Source organism: Streptomyces sp. ICC1 (assembly GCF_003287935.1).
GTDB lineage: Bacteria > Actinomycetota > Actinomycetes > Streptomycetales > Streptomycetaceae > Streptomyces > Streptomyces tritrimontium.
Window position 1 is genome coordinate 6,853,808 of the sequence record NZ_CP030287.1, and the last position, 17,871, is coordinate 6,871,678.

12 protein-coding genes are annotated in these 17,871 nt (G+C 70.4%); 10 read left to right on the plus strand and 2 right to left on the minus strand.

The features are described from left to right. Positions 1–217: 217 nt before the first annotated feature. The gene (locus tag DRB96_RS32085; RefSeq protein WP_112451610.1) at positions 218–607 is read right to left on the minus strand and encodes a hypothetical protein; all 390 of its coding nucleotides are present in this window, start codon (positions 605–607) and stop codon (positions 218–220) included. A gap of 396 nt (positions 608–1,003) precedes the next feature. Here DRB96_RS32085 and DRB96_RS32095 point away from each other — a divergent pair, with 396 nt between their 5' ends. Further along, entirely contained in the window at positions 1,004–1,846 is an 843-nt protein-coding gene (locus DRB96_RS32095; RefSeq protein ID WP_112453949.1) for a MurR/RpiR family transcriptional regulator, read from the plus strand. Between the two features lie 245 nt (positions 1,847–2,091). On the opposite strand, the gene DRB96_RS32100 is transcribed toward DRB96_RS32095, so the two are convergent. Further along, entirely contained in the window at positions 2,092–3,483 is a 1,392-nt protein-coding gene (locus DRB96_RS32100; protein WP_112453952.1) for a diaminopimelate decarboxylase, read from the minus strand. 104 nt (positions 3,484–3,587) lie between these two features. On the opposite strand from DRB96_RS32100, the gene hutU reads away from it, so the two are divergent. The 9 genes from hutU (at position 3,588) to DRB96_RS32140 (ending at position 17,486) form a co-directional block, all read left to right on the plus strand. Next, positions 3,588–5,273, plus strand: coding sequence for a urocanate hydratase (hutU, locus tag DRB96_RS32105; RefSeq protein WP_112453954.1), 1,686 nt, complete (start codon positions 3,588–3,590; stop codon positions 5,271–5,273). A gap of 35 nt (positions 5,274–5,308) precedes the next feature. After that, complete coding sequence (locus DRB96_RS32110) at positions 5,309–6,514, plus strand: allantoate amidohydrolase (RefSeq protein ID WP_112453956.1); 1,206 nt, start codon at positions 5,309–5,311, stop codon at positions 6,512–6,514. Next, positions 6,505–7,881: a formimidoylglutamate deiminase gene (locus tag DRB96_RS32115; protein ID WP_112451612.1), complete on the plus strand. Its 1,377-nt coding sequence runs from the start codon at positions 6,505–6,507 to the stop codon at positions 7,879–7,881. Before DRB96_RS32110 ends, DRB96_RS32115 begins: the two co-directional genes overlap by 10 nt. A 40-nt stretch (positions 7,882–7,921) precedes the next feature. Beyond that, positions 7,922–9,100, plus strand: a complete 1,179-nt coding sequence (gene hutI, locus DRB96_RS32120) for an imidazolonepropionase (protein ID WP_112451613.1) — start codon at positions 7,922–7,924, stop codon at positions 9,098–9,100. A gap of 154 nt (positions 9,101–9,254) precedes the next feature. Beyond that, on the plus strand, positions 9,255–9,932 hold the full coding sequence (locus tag DRB96_RS32125) for an LPXTG cell wall anchor domain-containing protein (RefSeq protein ID WP_112451614.1): 678 nt from the start codon (positions 9,255–9,257) through the stop codon (positions 9,930–9,932). 141 nt (positions 9,933–10,073) lie between these two features. After that, a complete protein-coding gene (locus DRB96_RS43310; RefSeq protein ID WP_162689109.1) occupies positions 10,074–10,244 on the plus strand; it encodes a hypothetical protein in 171 nt (56 codons plus the stop codon). A 203-nt stretch (positions 10,245–10,447) separates the two neighbouring features. Next, on the plus strand, positions 10,448–11,608 hold the full coding sequence (locus DRB96_RS32130) for a hypothetical protein (protein WP_162689110.1): 1,161 nt from the start codon (positions 10,448–10,450) through the stop codon (positions 11,606–11,608). Further along, positions 11,605–14,865: a hypothetical protein gene (locus DRB96_RS32135; protein ID WP_112451616.1), complete on the plus strand. Its 3,261-nt coding sequence runs from the start codon at positions 11,605–11,607 to the stop codon at positions 14,863–14,865. Before DRB96_RS32130 ends, DRB96_RS32135 begins: the two co-directional genes overlap by 4 nt. After that, on the plus strand, positions 14,862–17,486 hold the full coding sequence (locus DRB96_RS32140; protein WP_239517786.1) for an RNaseH domain-containing protein: 2,625 nt from the start codon (positions 14,862–14,864) through the stop codon (positions 17,484–17,486). Before DRB96_RS32135 ends, DRB96_RS32140 begins: the two co-directional genes overlap by 4 nt. Positions 17,487–17,871: the final 385 nt, after the last annotated feature.

Below are 17,871 nucleotides of genomic sequence, written 5' to 3' on the forward strand. Positions count from 1 at the left end.
GTCAGCGCAACTCCGGAGCGGCTCCCGGACCGCGTGGACGCCACGGACGCGCGGACGGCCCTGACCCGGCCCGTGTCCTTCGCGGGGACCGCCGTCGTCCCGCCCCCGGGCAACCGGGGTGCGGCGGTTCCCGCGCCAAATCCTTCGGCGCCCCCGCGGGGAGCGCACCGAGAATCCCCCCGGACCCGGTCCGGGGGGATTTCGCGTTCCCGGCCGGTCAGTCCAGCGGATCCCGGGCGGGGCGGCGCGGGAACCCGGTGGCGTGGACGAAGTTGACGCCCAGGATGCCGAGCCAGACGACCACCAGACCGCTCAGATCGGCCTGGGCGGCTCCGATCGCGGAGAGCGGGATCGCCAGCACCAGGGTGATGATCGCGAAGCCGAAGCGTTCGCCGAAGTTGCCGTCCGCCGAGGACCGCGCCGCGGCGCCCCCGCCGTGGTACTCGCCGCGCGCCGCCGAAAGGCGTTCCTCCGCGAGGCGCCTGCGGACCTGCGTGTCGACCTTCTCGACGAACGAGTCGACCAGCGCGGCCTCGTACTCCGGCCCCAGTTCCCGCCGGGCGTCGAGCGTGGCGGCGAGTTCCTTCTTGAGCTCTTGGGACTCCATGCGGCCAGCCTAGGAACGGGCGTCTCCACCGGCACTGGGGTTAGCCCCCGTATCGCGCCGGACGAGCGTGCGGACGGGGCGGACGACCAGGAGGGCGAGGGCGCGGCCCAGGCTGATCAGGGAGCCGGCCAGCAGCAGGGGGCGGACGCCGAAGACGGCGCTGGCGGGGCCCGATGCCGCTCACCCCGTAGCCGAGCGAGCGCATGGCCACGGCCATGGCGACCGGCATCATCGTGTCGCCCGGCATCGAGACGACGCGGGCGGTGCCGGGCGCCCTTCGGGCGCCCCTCCGGGGGTCTCGGATCGCGGGCGCGGGTTGCCGTCCTGCATAACCGCATGCAGAGTGCTCCGTGACTGAATATCCCACCGGTGACGGGCGGGACGGAGGGGAACGGGATGAGCGAGAGCCCTGCGGCGCGGCTGCAGAAGCTGTTCGAGGGACACCGGCTGACGCCGACCCAGCGGCGCATCGCGCACTGCATGGTGCGCGGGGCGGCGGAGGTGCCGTTCCTGTCGAGCGTGGAGCTCGCCGAGCTGGCCGGGGTGAGCCAGCCGTCGGTGACCCGGTTCGCGGTGGCGCTGGGCTTCGACGGCTATCCGGCGCTGCGCAAACACCTGCGGGAGGTGGCGCCCGGCGCCCGGACCGGGACCGCGGACGAGGACGCGTACAACGAGTACCAGCAGGCCGTCCAGGGCGAGATCGAGAACCTGCGGCAGCTGTCCGCCATGCTCGCCGACCCGGCGCCGGTGCGGGAGGCGGGGCGGCTGCTGGCCGCGTCGCGCCCGCTGCCCGTACTGGGGCTGCGCGCGGCGTCCTCGCAGGCGCGCGGGTTCGCGTACTTCGCGGCGAAGGTGCACCCCGACGTACGGCTGCTCGACGAGGGCGGCTCGATGCTCGCGGACCGGATCGACGCGGCGGCGGGCGCCGGGGCCTCGGCCCTGCTGTGCTTCGCGCTGCCCCGGCACCCGAAGGAGGTCGCGGAGGCCCTGGACCACGGGCGGGCGGCCGGGCTGACCGTGGTGACGGTCGCCGACTCGGCCTTCGCGCCGGTGGCCCGCCATTCGGACTTGCTGATCCCGGCGCCGGTCGGGACCGGACTGGCCTTCGACACGGCGTGCGCGCCGATGCTGCTGGGGCGGGTGCTGCTGGAGGCGATGGCGGACGAGCTGCCGGACGCGCAGGCGCGGCTGGAGGCCTTCGACGCGCGGGCCGCGGCGCGCGGCCTGTTCGTGGAGTAGGCCCGGCCCTCGCGGCTCAGCGGTAGTCGAGCTCCGCCAGCCCCGGCGCTGACCGCCACTTTGGCGGCCTGAGAACGGGCCCGGGCCCACCCGTGCGGCGCCGTTGCCGGGGGCCGGCCTCCGGACCCCGGCGCCTCAAAGGGCTGGAAGACCCAGCCCCGCCAGGGGGCACCTCCCAGCGGTAGCTGGGGGAGTTTGAGGGCGCGGGGTCCGGGGCGGAGCCCCGGGGGCTTGGCGCGGCCAGGTCAGAGGTCGCGCCCGGTCGGGTCGCAGGCCGCGCCGAGCCCGGTCAGGGCGTCGCGGAGCGAGCCGCCCGCTTCCGCGGTGATGTCGGACAGGGACTGGGCCGGGCGGACCAGGGCGAAGCGGACCCCGCCCGACTCCGTGAGCGTGAAGCCGTGCACGGCCGGCCGCGGCAGGCTGTTGTAGCCGTAGTGGGCGGTGAACGCGTACGCCCCCGTGTCGGGGACGGCGACCAGGTCACCCGGCGACAGGAGCGGCAGCTCCCGCGCGGCCGCCAGGAGGTCGCCCGCGAAGCAGGCGGGCCCGGCGACGTCCTGCGCGACGGGCGGCCCGGTCAGCGGAGCACCCTCGGCGTCGTAGGGCAGGATCCGCAGCGGCCAGGCCGCCGGCGCGTACACCGTGCGGGTGGCCAGCTGGACCCCCGCGTGCGTCAGCGCGATCGCCCGCCCGCCGGCGGTCTTCGTGTACTCCACCCGCGAGAGCGCCAGCCCGTGCTTGGCCAGCAGGGACCGGCCGAACTCCGTGACCAGCCCGTACGCGCCGGAGAAGAGCCCCGGGACGGCCGAGCGCAGCGCCGACACGTACTCCCCGTAGCCCGGGCCCCCGGCGTCCGAGGAGAAGTCCACCGGCAGGCCGCCCCCGATGTCCAGGGTGTCGATCTGCCGCCGCCCGGCGGCCGCGTTGATCTCCTCGGCCAGCGCGTACAGCTCCCGCACCCCTTCGGCGATCAGCGCCAGCGGAACGCCCTGGGAGCCCGAGTGGGTGTGCAGGCGGGTGAGCCACGGCCGGTCCAGGAAGGCCCGCACGAGCCATGCGCGGGCGCCCGGATCGCGCAGGGCGATGCCGAACTTCGAGGTCGCGGTCGCGGTGGAGAGGGCGTCGATGGTGCCCGCGCCGGTCTGCGGGTTGATCCGTACGCCGATCGGGGACCCGGTGGGGGCCGAGGCGACGAGCGCGTCGAGCCGCTCCAGCTCCTGGCGGTTGTCGGCGTTCACCGCGATGCCGAGCGCGAGGGCCTCGCGCAGCTCGGCGGCCGTCTTGGCGGGGGAGTCCAGGACCGTGTGCTCCGGCGCGACCCCGGCCGCGCGGGCCAGCGCCAGCTCGCCGGGGCTGGCCACCTCGCAGCCGATCCCCGCGTCGGCGAGCAGCCGCAGGACCGGCACGAGCGGCGCGGCCTTGACCGCGAAGGCGTGCAGGACGGGGGTGCCGGGAGCGAGAGCGCCGGCGAAAGCGCTGGTCAGAGCTGCCGCGGAGGCGCGGATGCCGGCCACGTCGAGCAGGCACACCAGGGGCGGGTCCTCGCCGATCAGGCCCTGCTCCACGGCGGCCCGCACGGCCTCGTCGCGCCGCCCGGCGGCGGAGCCGGCGCCTCGTCCACGCGTTTCGACTGCCATGTCCGCCATCCCATCATCCGGCGCGGCGGCCCGCAGCTGTTGACTGAATCTATTCAGGGAGCAAGGATGTGAATGGATTGACCAACACCGGAGGAGGCACCGCCATGTCAGGACCCCGCCCCGTACGTGCCGCACGAGGTACCGACCTGAGCACCCTGGGATGGCAGCAGGAGGCCGCGCTGCGGATGCTCCAGAACAACCTCGACCCCGAGGTCGCCGAGCACCCCGACAAGCTCGTCGTCTACGGCGGCACCGGCAAGGCCGCGCGCGACTGGCGCTCGTACGACGCCATGGTCCGCACCCTGCAGACCCTCAAGCAGGACGAGACGATGCTCGTCCAGTCCGGCCGCCCGGTAGGCGTGATGCAGACGCACGAGTGGGCGCCGCGCGTCCTGCTCGCCAACTCCAACCTGGTCGGCGACTGGGCCAACTGGGAGGAGTTCCGCCGGCTGGAGAACCTGGGTCTGACCATGTACGGCCAGATGACGGCCGGTTCGTGGATCTACATCGGCACCCAGGGCATCCTGCAGGGCACCTACGAGACCTTCGCGGCCGTCGCGGCCAAGCTGCATTCAATCGGCAAGGGAGGGGTCAACGGGACTCTCGCCGGCACCATCACCCTCACCGCCGGCCTCGGCGGCATGGGCGGCGCCCAGCCCCTGGCCGTGACGATGAACGACGGCGTCGCCATCTGCATCGACGTCGACCCGCGCGCCATCGACCGCCGCATCGAGCACCGCTACCTGGACGTCAAGGCCGACAACCTGCGCCACGCGCTCCAGCTGGCCGTCGAGGCCCGCGACGCCCGCAAGCCGCTCTCCATCGGCCTGCTCGGCAACGCCGCCGACCTCCTGCCGCAGATGCTCGCCGAGGGCGCCCCGATCGACATCGTGACGGACCAGACCTCCGCCCACGACCCGCTCGCCTACCTGCCCGTCGGCGTCGACTTCGACGACATGGCGGACTACGCGGCCAAGGACCCGGCCGGGTTCACCACCCGCGCCCGCGAGTCCATGGCCACGCACGTCGAGGCCATGGTCGGCTTCATGGACGCCGGCGCCGAGGTCTTCGACTACGGCAACTCCATCCGCGGCGAGGCCCAGCTGGCCGGCTACGAGCGCGCCTTCGCCTTCCCCGGCTTCGTCCCCGCCTACATCCGGCCGCTGTTCTGCGAGGGCAAGGGCCCCTTCCGCTGGGCGGCGCTGTCCGGCGAGGCCTCGGACATCCACAAGACCGACAAGGCGATGCTGGAGCTCTTCCCGGAGAACGAGTCCCTGCACCGCTGGATCAAGATGGCCGGCGAGCGCGTCCACTTCCAGGGCCTGCCCGCGCGCATCTGCTGGCTCGGCTACGGCGAGCGCGACAAGGCCGGCGAGCGCTTCAACGAGATGGTCGCCGACGGCACCCTCGCCGCCCCGCTGGTCATCGGCCGCGACCACCTCGACTGCGGCTCGGTGGCCTCCCCGTACCGCGAGACCGAGGCCATGCTCGACGGCTCCGACGCGATCGCCGACTGGCCGCTGCTCAACGCCATGGTCAACGTGGCCTCCGGCGCCTCCTGGGTCTCCATCCACCACGGCGGCGGCGTCGGCATGGGCCGCTCCATCCACGCGGGCCAGGTCACGGTCGCCGACGGCACCAAGCTCGCGGGCGAGAAGATCCGCCGCGTCCTGACCAACGACCCGGGCATGGGCGTCATCCGCCACGTCGACGCCGGCTACGACATCGCCGAGACCGTCGCCGACGAGCGCGACGTCCGCATCCCGATGCGCGAAGGCGACCAGGCGTGACCCAGGAAGCCGCCGCCGGAGCCTCGTTCCACGAGATGTGGGCCGAGCTCCGGCCCATCGGCCGGGACAAGGACAGCGGCGGGTACCGCCGTTACGCCTGGACCGGCGCCGACGCCGACTGCCGCACCTGGTTCCAGGCGCAGGCCGAAGCGCGCGGGCTCGCGTACGAGACCGACCGCAACGGCAACCAGTGGGCCTGGCTCGGCGCTGAGACGTACAAAGACGTCCTCGCGGGGGACGCCGTCGTCACCGGCTCCCACCTGGACTCCGTCCCCGACGGCGGGGCCTTCGACGGCCCCCTCGGGGTGGTGTCCTCCTTCGCGGCCCTGGACGAACTCCGCAGGAGGGGAGCGGAGTTCTCCAGGCCCCTCGCCATCACCAACTTCGGCGACGAGGAAGGCGCCCGCTTCGGGCTCGCCTGCGTCGGCTCCCGGCTGGCCGCCGGGCAGCTGACCAAGGAGAAGGCGTACGAGCTCCGCGACGCGGACGGCGTACGCCTGCCGGAGGCCATGGAGGCGGCCGGATACGACCCCGGCACCATCGGGGCCGACCCCGAACGCCTGGCCCGCATCGGCGCCTTCGTCGAACTCCACGTGGAACAGGGCCGGGCCCTGGACCTGTCCGGCGACCGGGTCGGCATCGCCTCCGCGATCTGGCCGCACGGCCGCTGGCGCTTCGACTTCCGCGGCGAGGCCAACCACGCGGGCACCACCCGCCTGGTGGACCGCCGCGACCCGATGCTCACCTACGCGCAGACCGTGCTCGCGGCCCGCGCCGAGGCGGCCCTCGCCGGGGCCGTGGCCACCTTCGGGAAGATCTCCGTCGAGCCCAACGGGGTCAACGCCATCCCGTCCCTGGTGCGCGGCTGGCTCGACTCACGGGCATCCGACCAGGCCACCCTCGACACGGTCGTGACCGCGATCGAGAAGGCCGCCCGCGAGCGCGCCGAGCAGGACGGGATCGACCTCGACATCGTCCGGGAGTCCTTCACCCCGGTCGTGGAGTTCGAGCACGCCCTGCGCGACGAGCTCAACCGGATCCTCGGCGGGGCCGTCCCGGTCCTCGGCACGGGCGCGGGACACGACGCCGGAATCCTCTCGGCGGCCGTCCCGACCGCGATGCTGTTCGTACGGAACCCCACCGGCGTCTCCCACTCCCCGCGGGAGTCCGCCGACGAGGACGACTGCGTTGCGGGCGTCCTCGCCCTCGCCGACGTACTGGAAGGCCTCGCATGCAGTTGAAGGGGCACGTGCTGAAGACGTACTGGCTGGAACACGCCTGGCTCGGCACCCATGTCGAGCCGGGCGTCACCCTGGAGGTCGCGGACGACGGGCGGATCGCCGCCCTGCGGACCGGGCCCGGGTCCGAGACCCCGCCCCCGGGCGCGGAGGTCCTGCGCGGCCTGACCCTCCCGGGCCTCGCCAACGCGCACAGCCACGCCTTCCACCGGGCCCTGCGCTCCACCGTGCAGCTCGGCTCCGGAACCTTCTGGACCTGGCGCGACTTCATGTACAAGGTCGCCCAGAACCTCACCCCCGAGAGCTACTTCGCGCTCGCCCGCGCGGTGTACGCCGAGATGGCGCTGGCCGGCATCACGAACGTCGGCGAGTTCCACTACGTCCACCACGCGCCGGGCGGAGTCCCCTACGACGACCCCAACGCCATGGGCGAGGCGCTGATCGAGGCCGCCGCCGAGGCCGGCATCCGGATCACCCTCCTGGACACGGCCTATCTCGCGGCGGGCATCGTGAACGAGCACCGCGGCGAGGCCCCCAACCCGCACCAGCTGCGCTTCTCCGACGGGACCGCGGAGGCCTGGGCCGAGCGGGTGTCCGCCCTCAAGCCCCGCGGGCACGCCCTGATCGGCGCGGCGATCCACTCGGTGCGCGCCGTGCCGGCCGGGCAGCTCGCCACAGTGGCCCGCTGGGCCGAGGAGCGCCGGGCCCCGCTGCACGTCCACCTCTCGGAGCAGACCGCCGAGAACGACGCCTGCCTCGCCGCCCACGGGCGCACCCCGACGCAACTGCTCGCCGACCACGGGGTGCTGGGCCCGCGCACCACCGGCGTGCACAACACGCACCTCACGGACGCGGACATCGCGCTGCTCGGCGGCACCACCACCGGCACCTGCATGTGCCCCACCACGGAGCGGGACCTCGCGGACGGCATCGGCCCGGCGGTACGGCTCCAGCACGCGGGCAGCCCGCTCTCGCTGGGCAGCGACAGCCACGCGGTGATCGACCTGCTCGAAGAGGCGCGGGCGATGGAGCTGAACGAGCGGCTCAGCAGCCGCACCCGGGGGCACTGGACGGCGAACGCGCTGCTCACCGCGGCGACGGAGGACGGCCACGCGGCCCTCGGGCGGCCCGACGCGGGCCGCCTGGAGGCGGGCGCGCTCGCGGACTTCACCACGATCGCGCTGGACTCCGTCCGGACGGCGGGGGCGCTGCCGCGCCTCGGTGCGGAGACGGCCGTCTTCGCCGCCACGGCGGCGGACGTCCGCCACACGGTCGTGGCCGGCCGCCACATCGTCCGCGACGGCGCGCACGCGCTGATCGGGGACGTCCCGTCGGCCCTGGCCGAAGCCATCGCCGCCCTCCGGGGCTGACCCTCCCCGGGAACGAATCCACTCGACCACCCGAGGAACCATGACCACCACCGCCATCACCAACATCGGCAGCCTCGTCACCAACGACCCCGCCCTCGGCGACGGCACCCCCCTGGGCCTGATCCAGAACGCCGCCGTCGTCATCGACGGCGACCGCGTCGCCTGGGTCGGCCCCGCCGACCGGGCCCCCGCCGCCGACGCCTCGTACGACGCGCAGGGCCGCGCCGCCGTCCCCGGCTTCGTCGACTCGCACTCCCACCTCGTCTTCGCGGGCGACCGCACCGCCGAGTTCAACGCCCGCATGTCCGGCCGCGCCTACTCCGCCGGAGGCATCCGCACCACCGTCGCCGCCACCCGCGCCGCCACCGACGCGGAGCTCGAGGCCAACCTGGTGCGCCACCTCGACGAGGCCCGCCGCCAGGGCACCACCACCTTCGAGACCAAGTCCGGCTACGGCCTCACGGTCCAGGACGAGGCACGAGCACTGCGCATCGCCGCCGCGCACACCGAGGAGGTCACCTACCTCGGCGCGCACATCGTCTCCCCGGACTACGCCGACGACCCGGCCGGCTACGTGGACCTGGTCACCGGCGAGATGCTGACCGCCTGCGCCCCGTACGCCCGCTGGGTGGACGTCTTCTGCGAGAAGGGTGCCTTCGACGGGGAGCAGGCCCGCGCGATCCTGACCGCCGGCGCGGCCGCCGGGCTGATCCCGCGCGTCCACGCCAACCAGCTCTCCCACGGCCCCGGCGTACAGCTCGCCGTCGAACTCGAAGCGGCCTCCGCCGACCACTGCACCCACCTCACGGACGCCGACGTCGACGCCCTCGCGCAGGCCGCCGCGACCACCGTGGCCACCCTGCTGCCCGGTGCCGAGTTCTCCACGCGCGCCCAGTGGCCCGACGCCCGCCGGCTCATCGACGCGGGTGCCACCGTCGCGCTGTCCACGGACTGCAATCCCGGGTCCTCCTACACGAGTTCGATGCCGTTCTGCATCGCGCTCGCCGTCCGCGACATGCGGATGACCCCGGACGAGGCCCTGTGGTCCGCCACCGCCGGCGGCGCCCGGGCGCTGCGCCGGACCGACATCGGGGCGCTCACCCCCGGCGCCCGCGCGGACCTGGTCCTGCTGGACGCCCCCAGCCACGTCCACCTCGCCTACCGGCCGGGCGTCCCGCTGGTTTCGGCCGTCTGGCAGAAGGGCTGCAAGACGGTCTGAACCCATCCGTAACAGGACAGCGTCGGTGCGGCCGCGGGCCGTTGATCCGGCGCTGTCCTGTGTCTTCCCTCCGTAAGGCCCCGGGCGTACCTTGAGCCACCAATCTGATGTGCCGTCAGTAACTTGTGGCCCGAAAGTCGAGGGGAAGACGAAGGTGTCCGACCGGAAACGATCCACCGCGCTCGCGCTGGCCTCCGCGCTGGCGGGAACGGCGGTCCTGCTGGCCGCCCCCGCAGCCGAAGCCGCCGTGATCGACGTCCAGTACGACTGCAAGACCCCCATCGGGGACAAGTCGGCGGTCTCGCCCATCGACATCAAGGCAGTCGAAGAGGGCAGCGGCTACAAGCTGACGATGACCTTCCAGAAGGGCGTCTCCTCCAGCCCCATCGAGCTCGGCAAGGGCGCGATGAGCCCCAGCGCCGTCATCCTCGTCGACGGCGCCGAGAAGGTCTCGGTCCCGGTCTCCGGCCCGCCCAACGCCGAGGCCCTGCCCGCCGAGACGCCCATCAAGATCACCGACCTCTCGGGCACCTACACGCCCAAGAAGAGCGGCAAGGTCACCTTCACCGCGGGCGTCCTCACGATCAAGGCGATGGGCACGACCACCACCTGCACCCCCGGCAACAGCCCCAAGCCCTCCCTCGAGCTGGACGTGGAGGGATCCGGGGGAACCGCCCCGCAGTCCGGCGCCGGCCCCACCGACGACACGCTCCCGCAGACCGGTCCCGAGGACTCCGCCATCGCGCTGGGCACCCTGGGCGCCACCGTGCTGCTCTCCGGCGCCGCCGGCGTGCTCTGGCTGACCCGGCGCGGCCAGCGGGCCCGGTCCTGAACGGAGCACCCCCGGTCATGCCCGCGCCCCACGCACGAACTCCTCGGCCAGATCCCCCTGCGCCACCCCCTCACTCACCTCCTGCGTCGCCCCCGCGGATACTCGGCCTGGGCCTTCCACAAAGGACTGCGGGAGGCCTACATGTTCTGGCGCACCCATCACCACCTCGCCGTCCCCGCCACCTACCGCGGCGGCGACGCGGGCGACCCGCTCCTGCTGCGCCGCTGGCTGTCCGAACGGCGTCGCGATCCCGCCCGGCTCACCCTGCAGCAGATCAACGCTCTGGAGGTGTTGGACATGCGCTGGTGTTGACGAGCAGCCCCCGCATTCCCGCACCCGGCGACCTGCACGGTCCGCGATGGCCATCGCCTCGGGATATGCCATCGGGCAGGCACCCCGCGGCAAATTGACTGAACTCAGCGTGGTTGTCAGTCCCTCTGAGTAAGGTGCCTAGCGCTGACCCGTCTGGATGAGCCCCGAATACCACTGGTGGGGCATGGAAGGGGCAATGAGTCGTGCCTTCTGGCGAGCACACAACAGCGCGAAGGGTCGTCACGGCCGTACTGCGGGCCGGAGCGGCTTGGATCCACAGAAACGAAGAAGAACGTGCCTGGCGGGAACTGTCCCGCATGCACGGTGTCCTCCTGGCCTGCCTGCCCATCGGGGCAGGACCCGCGACACCGTCTGAAATGATCGACTGCCTTCCGCAGCGACTGCGTAATTGGGTGCCGCTGGACTGGAGCCACCTGCCCGAAGACATGGGTGACCTCATTGTCCTCGAAAACGACAATGAGCTGACCGAGCAGGCATTCGAGGCCGGGATGGGCTACCTCGAGGCCCTCTACCAGGAGGACGGGCGCTTCGAGCTGGGCGGAATGTGGCTGCCGGCCTGGGTTCGGCAGACCGCAGAGCAGACCGAGCGGTCCACCTTCCGGCAGATCCGCTCCGGTAGCCAGGCTGAGTACGAAGCAGCCCGGGCGATGCTCACCGAGATGCCGTGCGGTACGGAGCAGGCCCTGATAGAGGAGTACTCCCGCCGCCGTGCTCCTCGGATGAACGTCTACGAGGCCATCCCCAAGGACCGCATCTTCCAGGGCCGGGAGGCTTCCTGGTGGTGGCCATGTCCCCAGTGCTCCTATCCCATGGTGCTGCGGGCCGCGCAGCTGCGCTGCGAGTACCCGTCACATCAGGGCCGGTTCGGACTTCTTCAGGACAGCGCGCACAACGGCAAGCCGCCGCGGGTCACCGGTGTCAGTGCACGCTCCAAGACAGCAGCCATCCGTGCCGAAGGAGTGCTCTGTGTGAACTGGGCGGTCTGGCGTTACATCACCTGTCCGGGTTTGGTCGAGGTGGCGTTGATGCGGTGGCTGGAACAGCAGCCCGGGGTGCGGGTGGAGCGTTGGGAAAACATGGATGAGTGGGACATCGGGGTCTACCTGGAGGGCGGCTGGAGCGGCCGGGTGGACGTAAAGGACCACAAGGACCCTCAGACGATCATCGACCGACCGCCGACTGGGGAAATTATCGTGGTCCCCAACCACCGCAGTGGCCAGGTCAACGCGCTCCAGGCCGGACTGGATCCACTGAGCACGCCGGATGGCCGCCGGTACACGGTATTCACCGTGAGCCGCTTCAAAGCCGCAGTGACCAAACGCCTCAAGGGGGAGTCCGCATGAGGTCCGGGAACAGCGGCAAGTTCTCCGTCAGCGGTCCCCTGGCTGTACGGGCAGCGGTGCTGCTGGCCGCACGGCTCTTCCCCAACCGGGCGCGCGAGGAACAGGCGGCCTGGAGACACGTCGTCGACCTCCACGACGCGCACTTCCTCACCACCGGGCAGATGCACCTGTGGGACGCGTGGCCAAAGCTGCCGGATGTGGACCAGGTGCGGGTCACGCGCATGCTGCGGCAACGGCCGGCGTTCCTCGCCTCCCGCACAGTGTTCCTCGACGAGGCAGCCACGCTCCTCAAGAGTGGTCAGGCAACGGAGTTCGCCCAGGCGGAGGGCGAGCAGCAGGTGCTGGTGCTCGCCAGCGCGGCTGCGGAAGCACAGATCGACGTCCTGCTCGATGAGCTGGAGCACAATGCCGCCAAGGCGGCCTCATTCCCTGAGCCCGCACAGCCCGGGAGCTATATCTCCGACCTGCGCATCCGTGACCCGCTGAGCCCATCTGGCCGCGTTGTGGACGTGGTCTACCACCTCGACTACCAGGGCGCCCCGGCCACAAGCGCGGTGCAGACTCTTCGCCCAGCCCCGGCGATGGAAGAAGTGAACATCCCGTTCACGGAACTGGCGAGCATCGCGAAACGGCTCGACGAGCGGCGCGGCCAGACCTACCGGAGCAAGGCCGTCGCAGACATCCGGAAGCACGCCCGAGGCCAGGACGGCGCGAGCGTGGGCGAAATTCTGCGCGCTGCTGCTGGTCCCCTGCAGGTTTTCCATGCTCCCACAGGCATGGGCAAGAACGTGCTCAGCGAACTCGTGGCGCTATGGTGCGCACAGACCGGCCTGGTGATGTCGCTGGTGGTCCCGCAGAGCGCCCAAGTACTTGCCTGCGTGCACCGGCTGCGCCAGGACCTGGACGACCTGGGCGTGAAAGCGCAGGTCGCTCCGATCATTTCCCCGGCCTCCATGCAGGAGCTCGCCGAACAAGCGGCCAGCAATCCGCAGGATGGGCCAGCCTTCCGCTCCTGGGTATACCGGGAGATGTCCTACAGCTGTCCGCTGACCGCGCATGCCACTGTCTCATCGGCGGCGGTGGACTCATGGTCACCGGGCCAGGAACCGTGCGACCAACTCAAGGCGAACGGACCCGGCGGGCGCACGGTGTACGCGTGTCCCTGGCGCGGAACCTGCGGGAAGTTCCGCCACCACCGCGCCGCGGCCACGGCGAGCATCCTGGTGACCAACCATGCGAACTTTCTCAGCGGGCACATCCACACCCCCCTGCGAGGACGTCCCGCACCCGGCCGCAACATGACCACCGAACAACTCCTCCTGCACCGCAGCCACCTTGTGATCATCGATGAGGTCGACGCGCTACAGGCCTTGGCATTCGACCGCGCCGCCCGCCAGGTGCTCTTGGCACGGGACGGATCCTCCAACACGCCGGTGCGTGATCTCGACGCCCAGTTCAGGCAGCACTGCAACCGCCTTGACATGAGCGTCGAACAGTACCTGCGCCCCTTGATCACGCATTTGATGTGGCTGGCAGAGTCGTACGTGTCCCACCTCGTGGGAGGCGTCATCCACCCGGACCGTGAACGCCGCAGCATGGTCGTGCCACGACGATGGGACGGCCTGATCGCCGCCCGGATCTTTGGTCTGCCCACCGGCGAGCGCCCCAGCCCTCAGCAGATGGAGGCCGTCAGCCAGCTCTACAAGCGCGAGGGCCCCCTGGAATTCGCCGACACCGTTGAGGGCCTGTCCGAACTGCGCAGCCTGCTCTCCTCCATCACCGACCTGTCAGGCGGACTGGACAGACTCAACCACGCCACCCTGAAACTCATCGAGGACGCGTTCTCCGCCATCACCGGTGAGACCGACGAGAAGCGGCTCCACCCCCTGGCACTGTTCTCCGCCCGCCGCGCCTACCTGGAAGAGATGCGCAGCATCCTGCACCGCATCGTCAGCGTCGCAGGCCCCCTCCAAGGCGCCGGCATCTCCGCCACGAACGACCTTGCCGACGCGCTCGCCTCGCACGTCCCCTGGCGAGCAGCCCCCTACGGCCCCCTGGGCCGCCCGCTGTTCGCGTTCTCCGAAGCCTTCGACCCCTCCGACCGGCGCCAGACGACTCTCCACCTCAAGTCCTACGTCGGCGACCCCCACACCCACATCGCCTACCTGGGGGACGTGACCGCACTCGCCCACACCGGGACCCGCCGCGCCGTGATCGGCATGTCGGCCACCGCCTACATGCCCTACGCCCCCCGACACCACATCCTGCAGAAACCCACTTGGTACGTACCCGACGACGTCAACGGAAGCCTCACCGTCGAGCTGCAACCAGGACAGGACAACGGAGCCAACATCGTTGTCTCGGGCACCGACGGCGAATACCGAGAACGCGCCTACGAAGCCATGGGACGCAGCCTCGGACGCGACCTGCCGCCACAGCTGGCCGCCGTCACCGTAGACCCGGAGACCGCACACCGCGCCTATGCCCTGCTCGCACCCACCGCATACACCGCGGGGCCGGCCATCGCACGAGGCATGATCGCGGCTGGCGTCGGTGCCTCCGAGATCTGCGTCGCTGTGCGAGCCCGAGACATGGCGTCCTACGAGCGCAACCCGCCGGGCTGGGTGCCCATCCCCAGCGACCGGCTCGAGCAGTTTCCCTACAGCGTGGGCCACGGCCGGTGCCGCTATCTCATCTCCCCCATGGCCCGCGTCGAACGAGGTCTCAACATCGTCGACAGCGCAGGCCGCTCCCTGCTGCATGTCGCATGCCTGGTCAACCGGCCGGTCCCGGTCATGGAAGACCCGCCGGTGCTGCTCTCGATGGTGAACTCCATCGCGTACCGCCACCATCAAACAGGTGCCCACCCGGCTGCCGAACTGGAACGCCTGCGCATCCAGGCAGGCCACACCTTCGATGACATCAGAAGCGGCCAGGGGTACTTCAAGTCATTGGGCACGGACGTCAAACTCGCCGTCGTCGCCGAGATCCTCACGCGCCTCATCCAACTCGGCGGCCGAACCCGCCGCGGCGGAGACCCCGGACTGCTGCGCCTCCTGGATGCGGCGTTCACCGACACTGCCTTCCACTCCACGCTCCCCGCACTCCTGGGCCAACTCCGCTCCGAGTGGACCGAACGCGGGGAGATGCCTCTGATCGAGGAGATCTACCGCACCACCATGACAGACGCCCTCCTCGGCCTGGCAGAACGCGCATCCGCGAACCTGGAAGAAGAACAGGAGTTCCCGCAGTGGTGAACACCGACAGCGACCAGAGCCTCTTCACCCTGTCCTTCCCCATGGACGATCGGCTCCTGGGCGAGGTGTACGTCTACCCTCAATCGGAGCAGTTCCCCTCCACTTGGAACCGGCTGCCCAAGCCCAGGGGCAAGGACGCCATGCAGCCGATCGCCTCCCTGCAAACGGCCGCCCGCGCTGTCACCGGGGAACGCCTGGTGTTCACAGACCCCAACCGCCCGGCATTCAACGGCCCCTGGGCCAGGCGCACCCTCCTCATCACCCCCAGCCCGCTCGACCCTTTGGCGATCGGCAACCTGGTCCGCGAATGGGAAGCCCGTATCCCTGGCCACGAGCGGCACGACACCCTCGCCCCCCTGCTGGATCTCCAAGTCGGCGGGCCCTACGCACTCAGGGACATCCTGCAGCGCGACACCCAAGGACGCATCACCGGACCGTACTGGGCGTTCAGGGTCGCTGGCTGGCAACTGGCGAACCTGCTTGCCAGCCAGCCCATGCCCATCGACGACCAACTGCCTGCGCCCCTGCCGTTCCTCCTCGACAGCGACGGCGACCTTCTCGCTTGGCAATCCCCGCTCACCCACGAGAAGTCGTGGACAGACGAAGAGAGCGGCAAACGGCGGCGGATCGTCGGCTACGCGATGGAGCGCATCCACATCGAAGTCGAACCAGCACCGGGCGGGCGCATCCTCGTCGCCCACCTCTCGGCACGCATCTCCCGCGTCGCCAACCACTGGAAAGGCATCCGGAACGCCCTCGTACGTCACTCCGTGAACCCCAACGTGATCCTCAAGGCCCCGATCCGAACGCGCTGGGAGAAGGGGCCGGGCGGCTTTATGCAGCCGAAGTCAGTTGACTACCACGGAGCCACCGCCCAGATCGTCGAGGCATGCGGCGTCGGCCGGCTGCCCGAGCCGCCCACCGATCTCGATGAGCTGAGCGAAGTACGGGGCGTGCACCGCACGGGCAAACACCCGATCGAGAAAGGCGCTGGCGCAATGTTCCTCGCCAAGCTAGAGGAACATGCAACCCGGGTATTCGATCAGGCACCGGTCACCTATCAGGCCACCAGCGTCAAGATCAGCAAACCCACCGTCGACTTCCGACCCTACGTACCGGCTGACAAGATCGCTCCTGCCCTGGCCAACGCTGACATCGCAGCTCTGCGCACTGTCGTCGTCTACGAGTCGACAGAGTGGAAACGACGGGTTCTTGGACAACTCGCCCGTGACTACAGCCTCCCCGCCCTAGCCGGACTCGCCGACGAGAAGCCGCTCCAGGTAGTCCCCGGCTTCGAGCTAGTGGCCATGCACTTGCCTGAGCTCGTCCGCCACGGTGACCAGGACCGCGGCCTGATCCTCAACAGCCTTCCCTGGTTCAAGCGCACAGCCGAACGCGACCTCGTCACGGCCCTGTGCGAGACCCGATATCTCACTGACCAGGAGAAGGAGAACAGAGTTACCGACGCCAAGCACGCCCTCAAAGACCTGTTCGCCGAACGAGGCATCCCCTCCCAGTTCATCACCATGGACTCCGACCCCGGAGACCCCTACCGGATGAACATGCGCGACCGGGTAGAGCGCTCAAAAGCCCGCAAAGCAGGCTCACCGGACCCCGCTGTGGACTACAAAGACGACAACGCAGTCCAGATCGCACTTGGCAGCCTGCAGTCCGACTCCGGCATCATCGACAACCGCCTGGCCGGCACCGCGTTCCACCGCAACGCCAAAGACACCGCCCTGGACCGAGAAGCCGTCGCCGTCGGACTGTGGACCCGCCTCCACCGCTTCGAAGAAGCCACCGGCCGCCCCAAACGCGCCGCCGTCCTGGCCATCACCCTCGTCGCCATGCGGATCACACAGGGGGAAGACGAGTACTGGCCCACCCTGATGTACAGCGACCAAGGCTGGCAGCGCCTCGCCCGGGCCCGCGCACTCCACCACACCGGCCCCATCGGCAAGAAGGGCCACCATCTACGCAAAGAACAGCAGGGTCCCGACCACGTCTGCGACTACGTAGACCGGGCCCTAGCCGCCCTCACCCAGCGTTATCCCCTCATCGTCTTCACCGAACAGCGCAAAGGCATCTGGCCTGGCCTGTCCAACGAGAGACTGGGCGACCCGAGGATCCCGGGACAACAACTCATCGCACAAGGCTGGGACATCTCAGTCGTCCGTGTCGGCAACGGACAAGGAACCCCGCAGCCATCCCGACGCATCGGTGGTGGAGGGAAACTCCCCAAGAACCCCGAGCAACCTGTCATGCCCGAAAAGCTCCTCTACCGATCCGACCACGGTGGTGTCCCCTCGTGGCTGTTCGCCGGCCAATCCCGCCAGCATGCTGGCGGCCAAAGGACCGGTACCCAGCACACACGCCGCACGCTGCCCAGCGGCCAAATTGCCCAGATGAGTTCCCCGTTCCACGCCATGACCCGCAGCGAGTACGTCGTAGCGCACCCTGGGGCATGGCGCGAGGAACAACTCACCGGCCTCGCAGCCCGCATCTCAGAGCAAGCGGCCATGTGGGATGGCCGCACCAACCTTCCCGCCCCCCTTCACCTCGCCAAGAGCGCAGACGAGAAGCATCCGGGCTTTATGGACCAAGAGGGACTGAATGATTGAAATGACGAAACGCTCCTGGCCCTTCGGAGAATTCCCCATCTGAAGTTGCTCCGACAGGGAGGCAAATCTGCCCGGACGGCCGTACCACAGACAGGAGTGTGGGTGCCCCTGTCCCCCCACGACCTGGGGATTCCTGCTGTGCGGCCGTCCAACTTCACCTTCGGCGCCCCACCCTCGTACCCTGCGCAGGGGCGGCTGGCTGGCGAAGGTCCAGAAGGACGGCACGCATCATACGTCGCGGGATACATCATCTCTGCGTGAGGGACGGGCAACACGCTGGTCGGGCAGCACACGGCACAGCAGGTCGATATCCGGCACGCGGCTGTGAGCATGATGGGCTGCGCTGCTGCTGCTGCTGCTGCTGCTTGGCGTGGGGCGTGCTGAT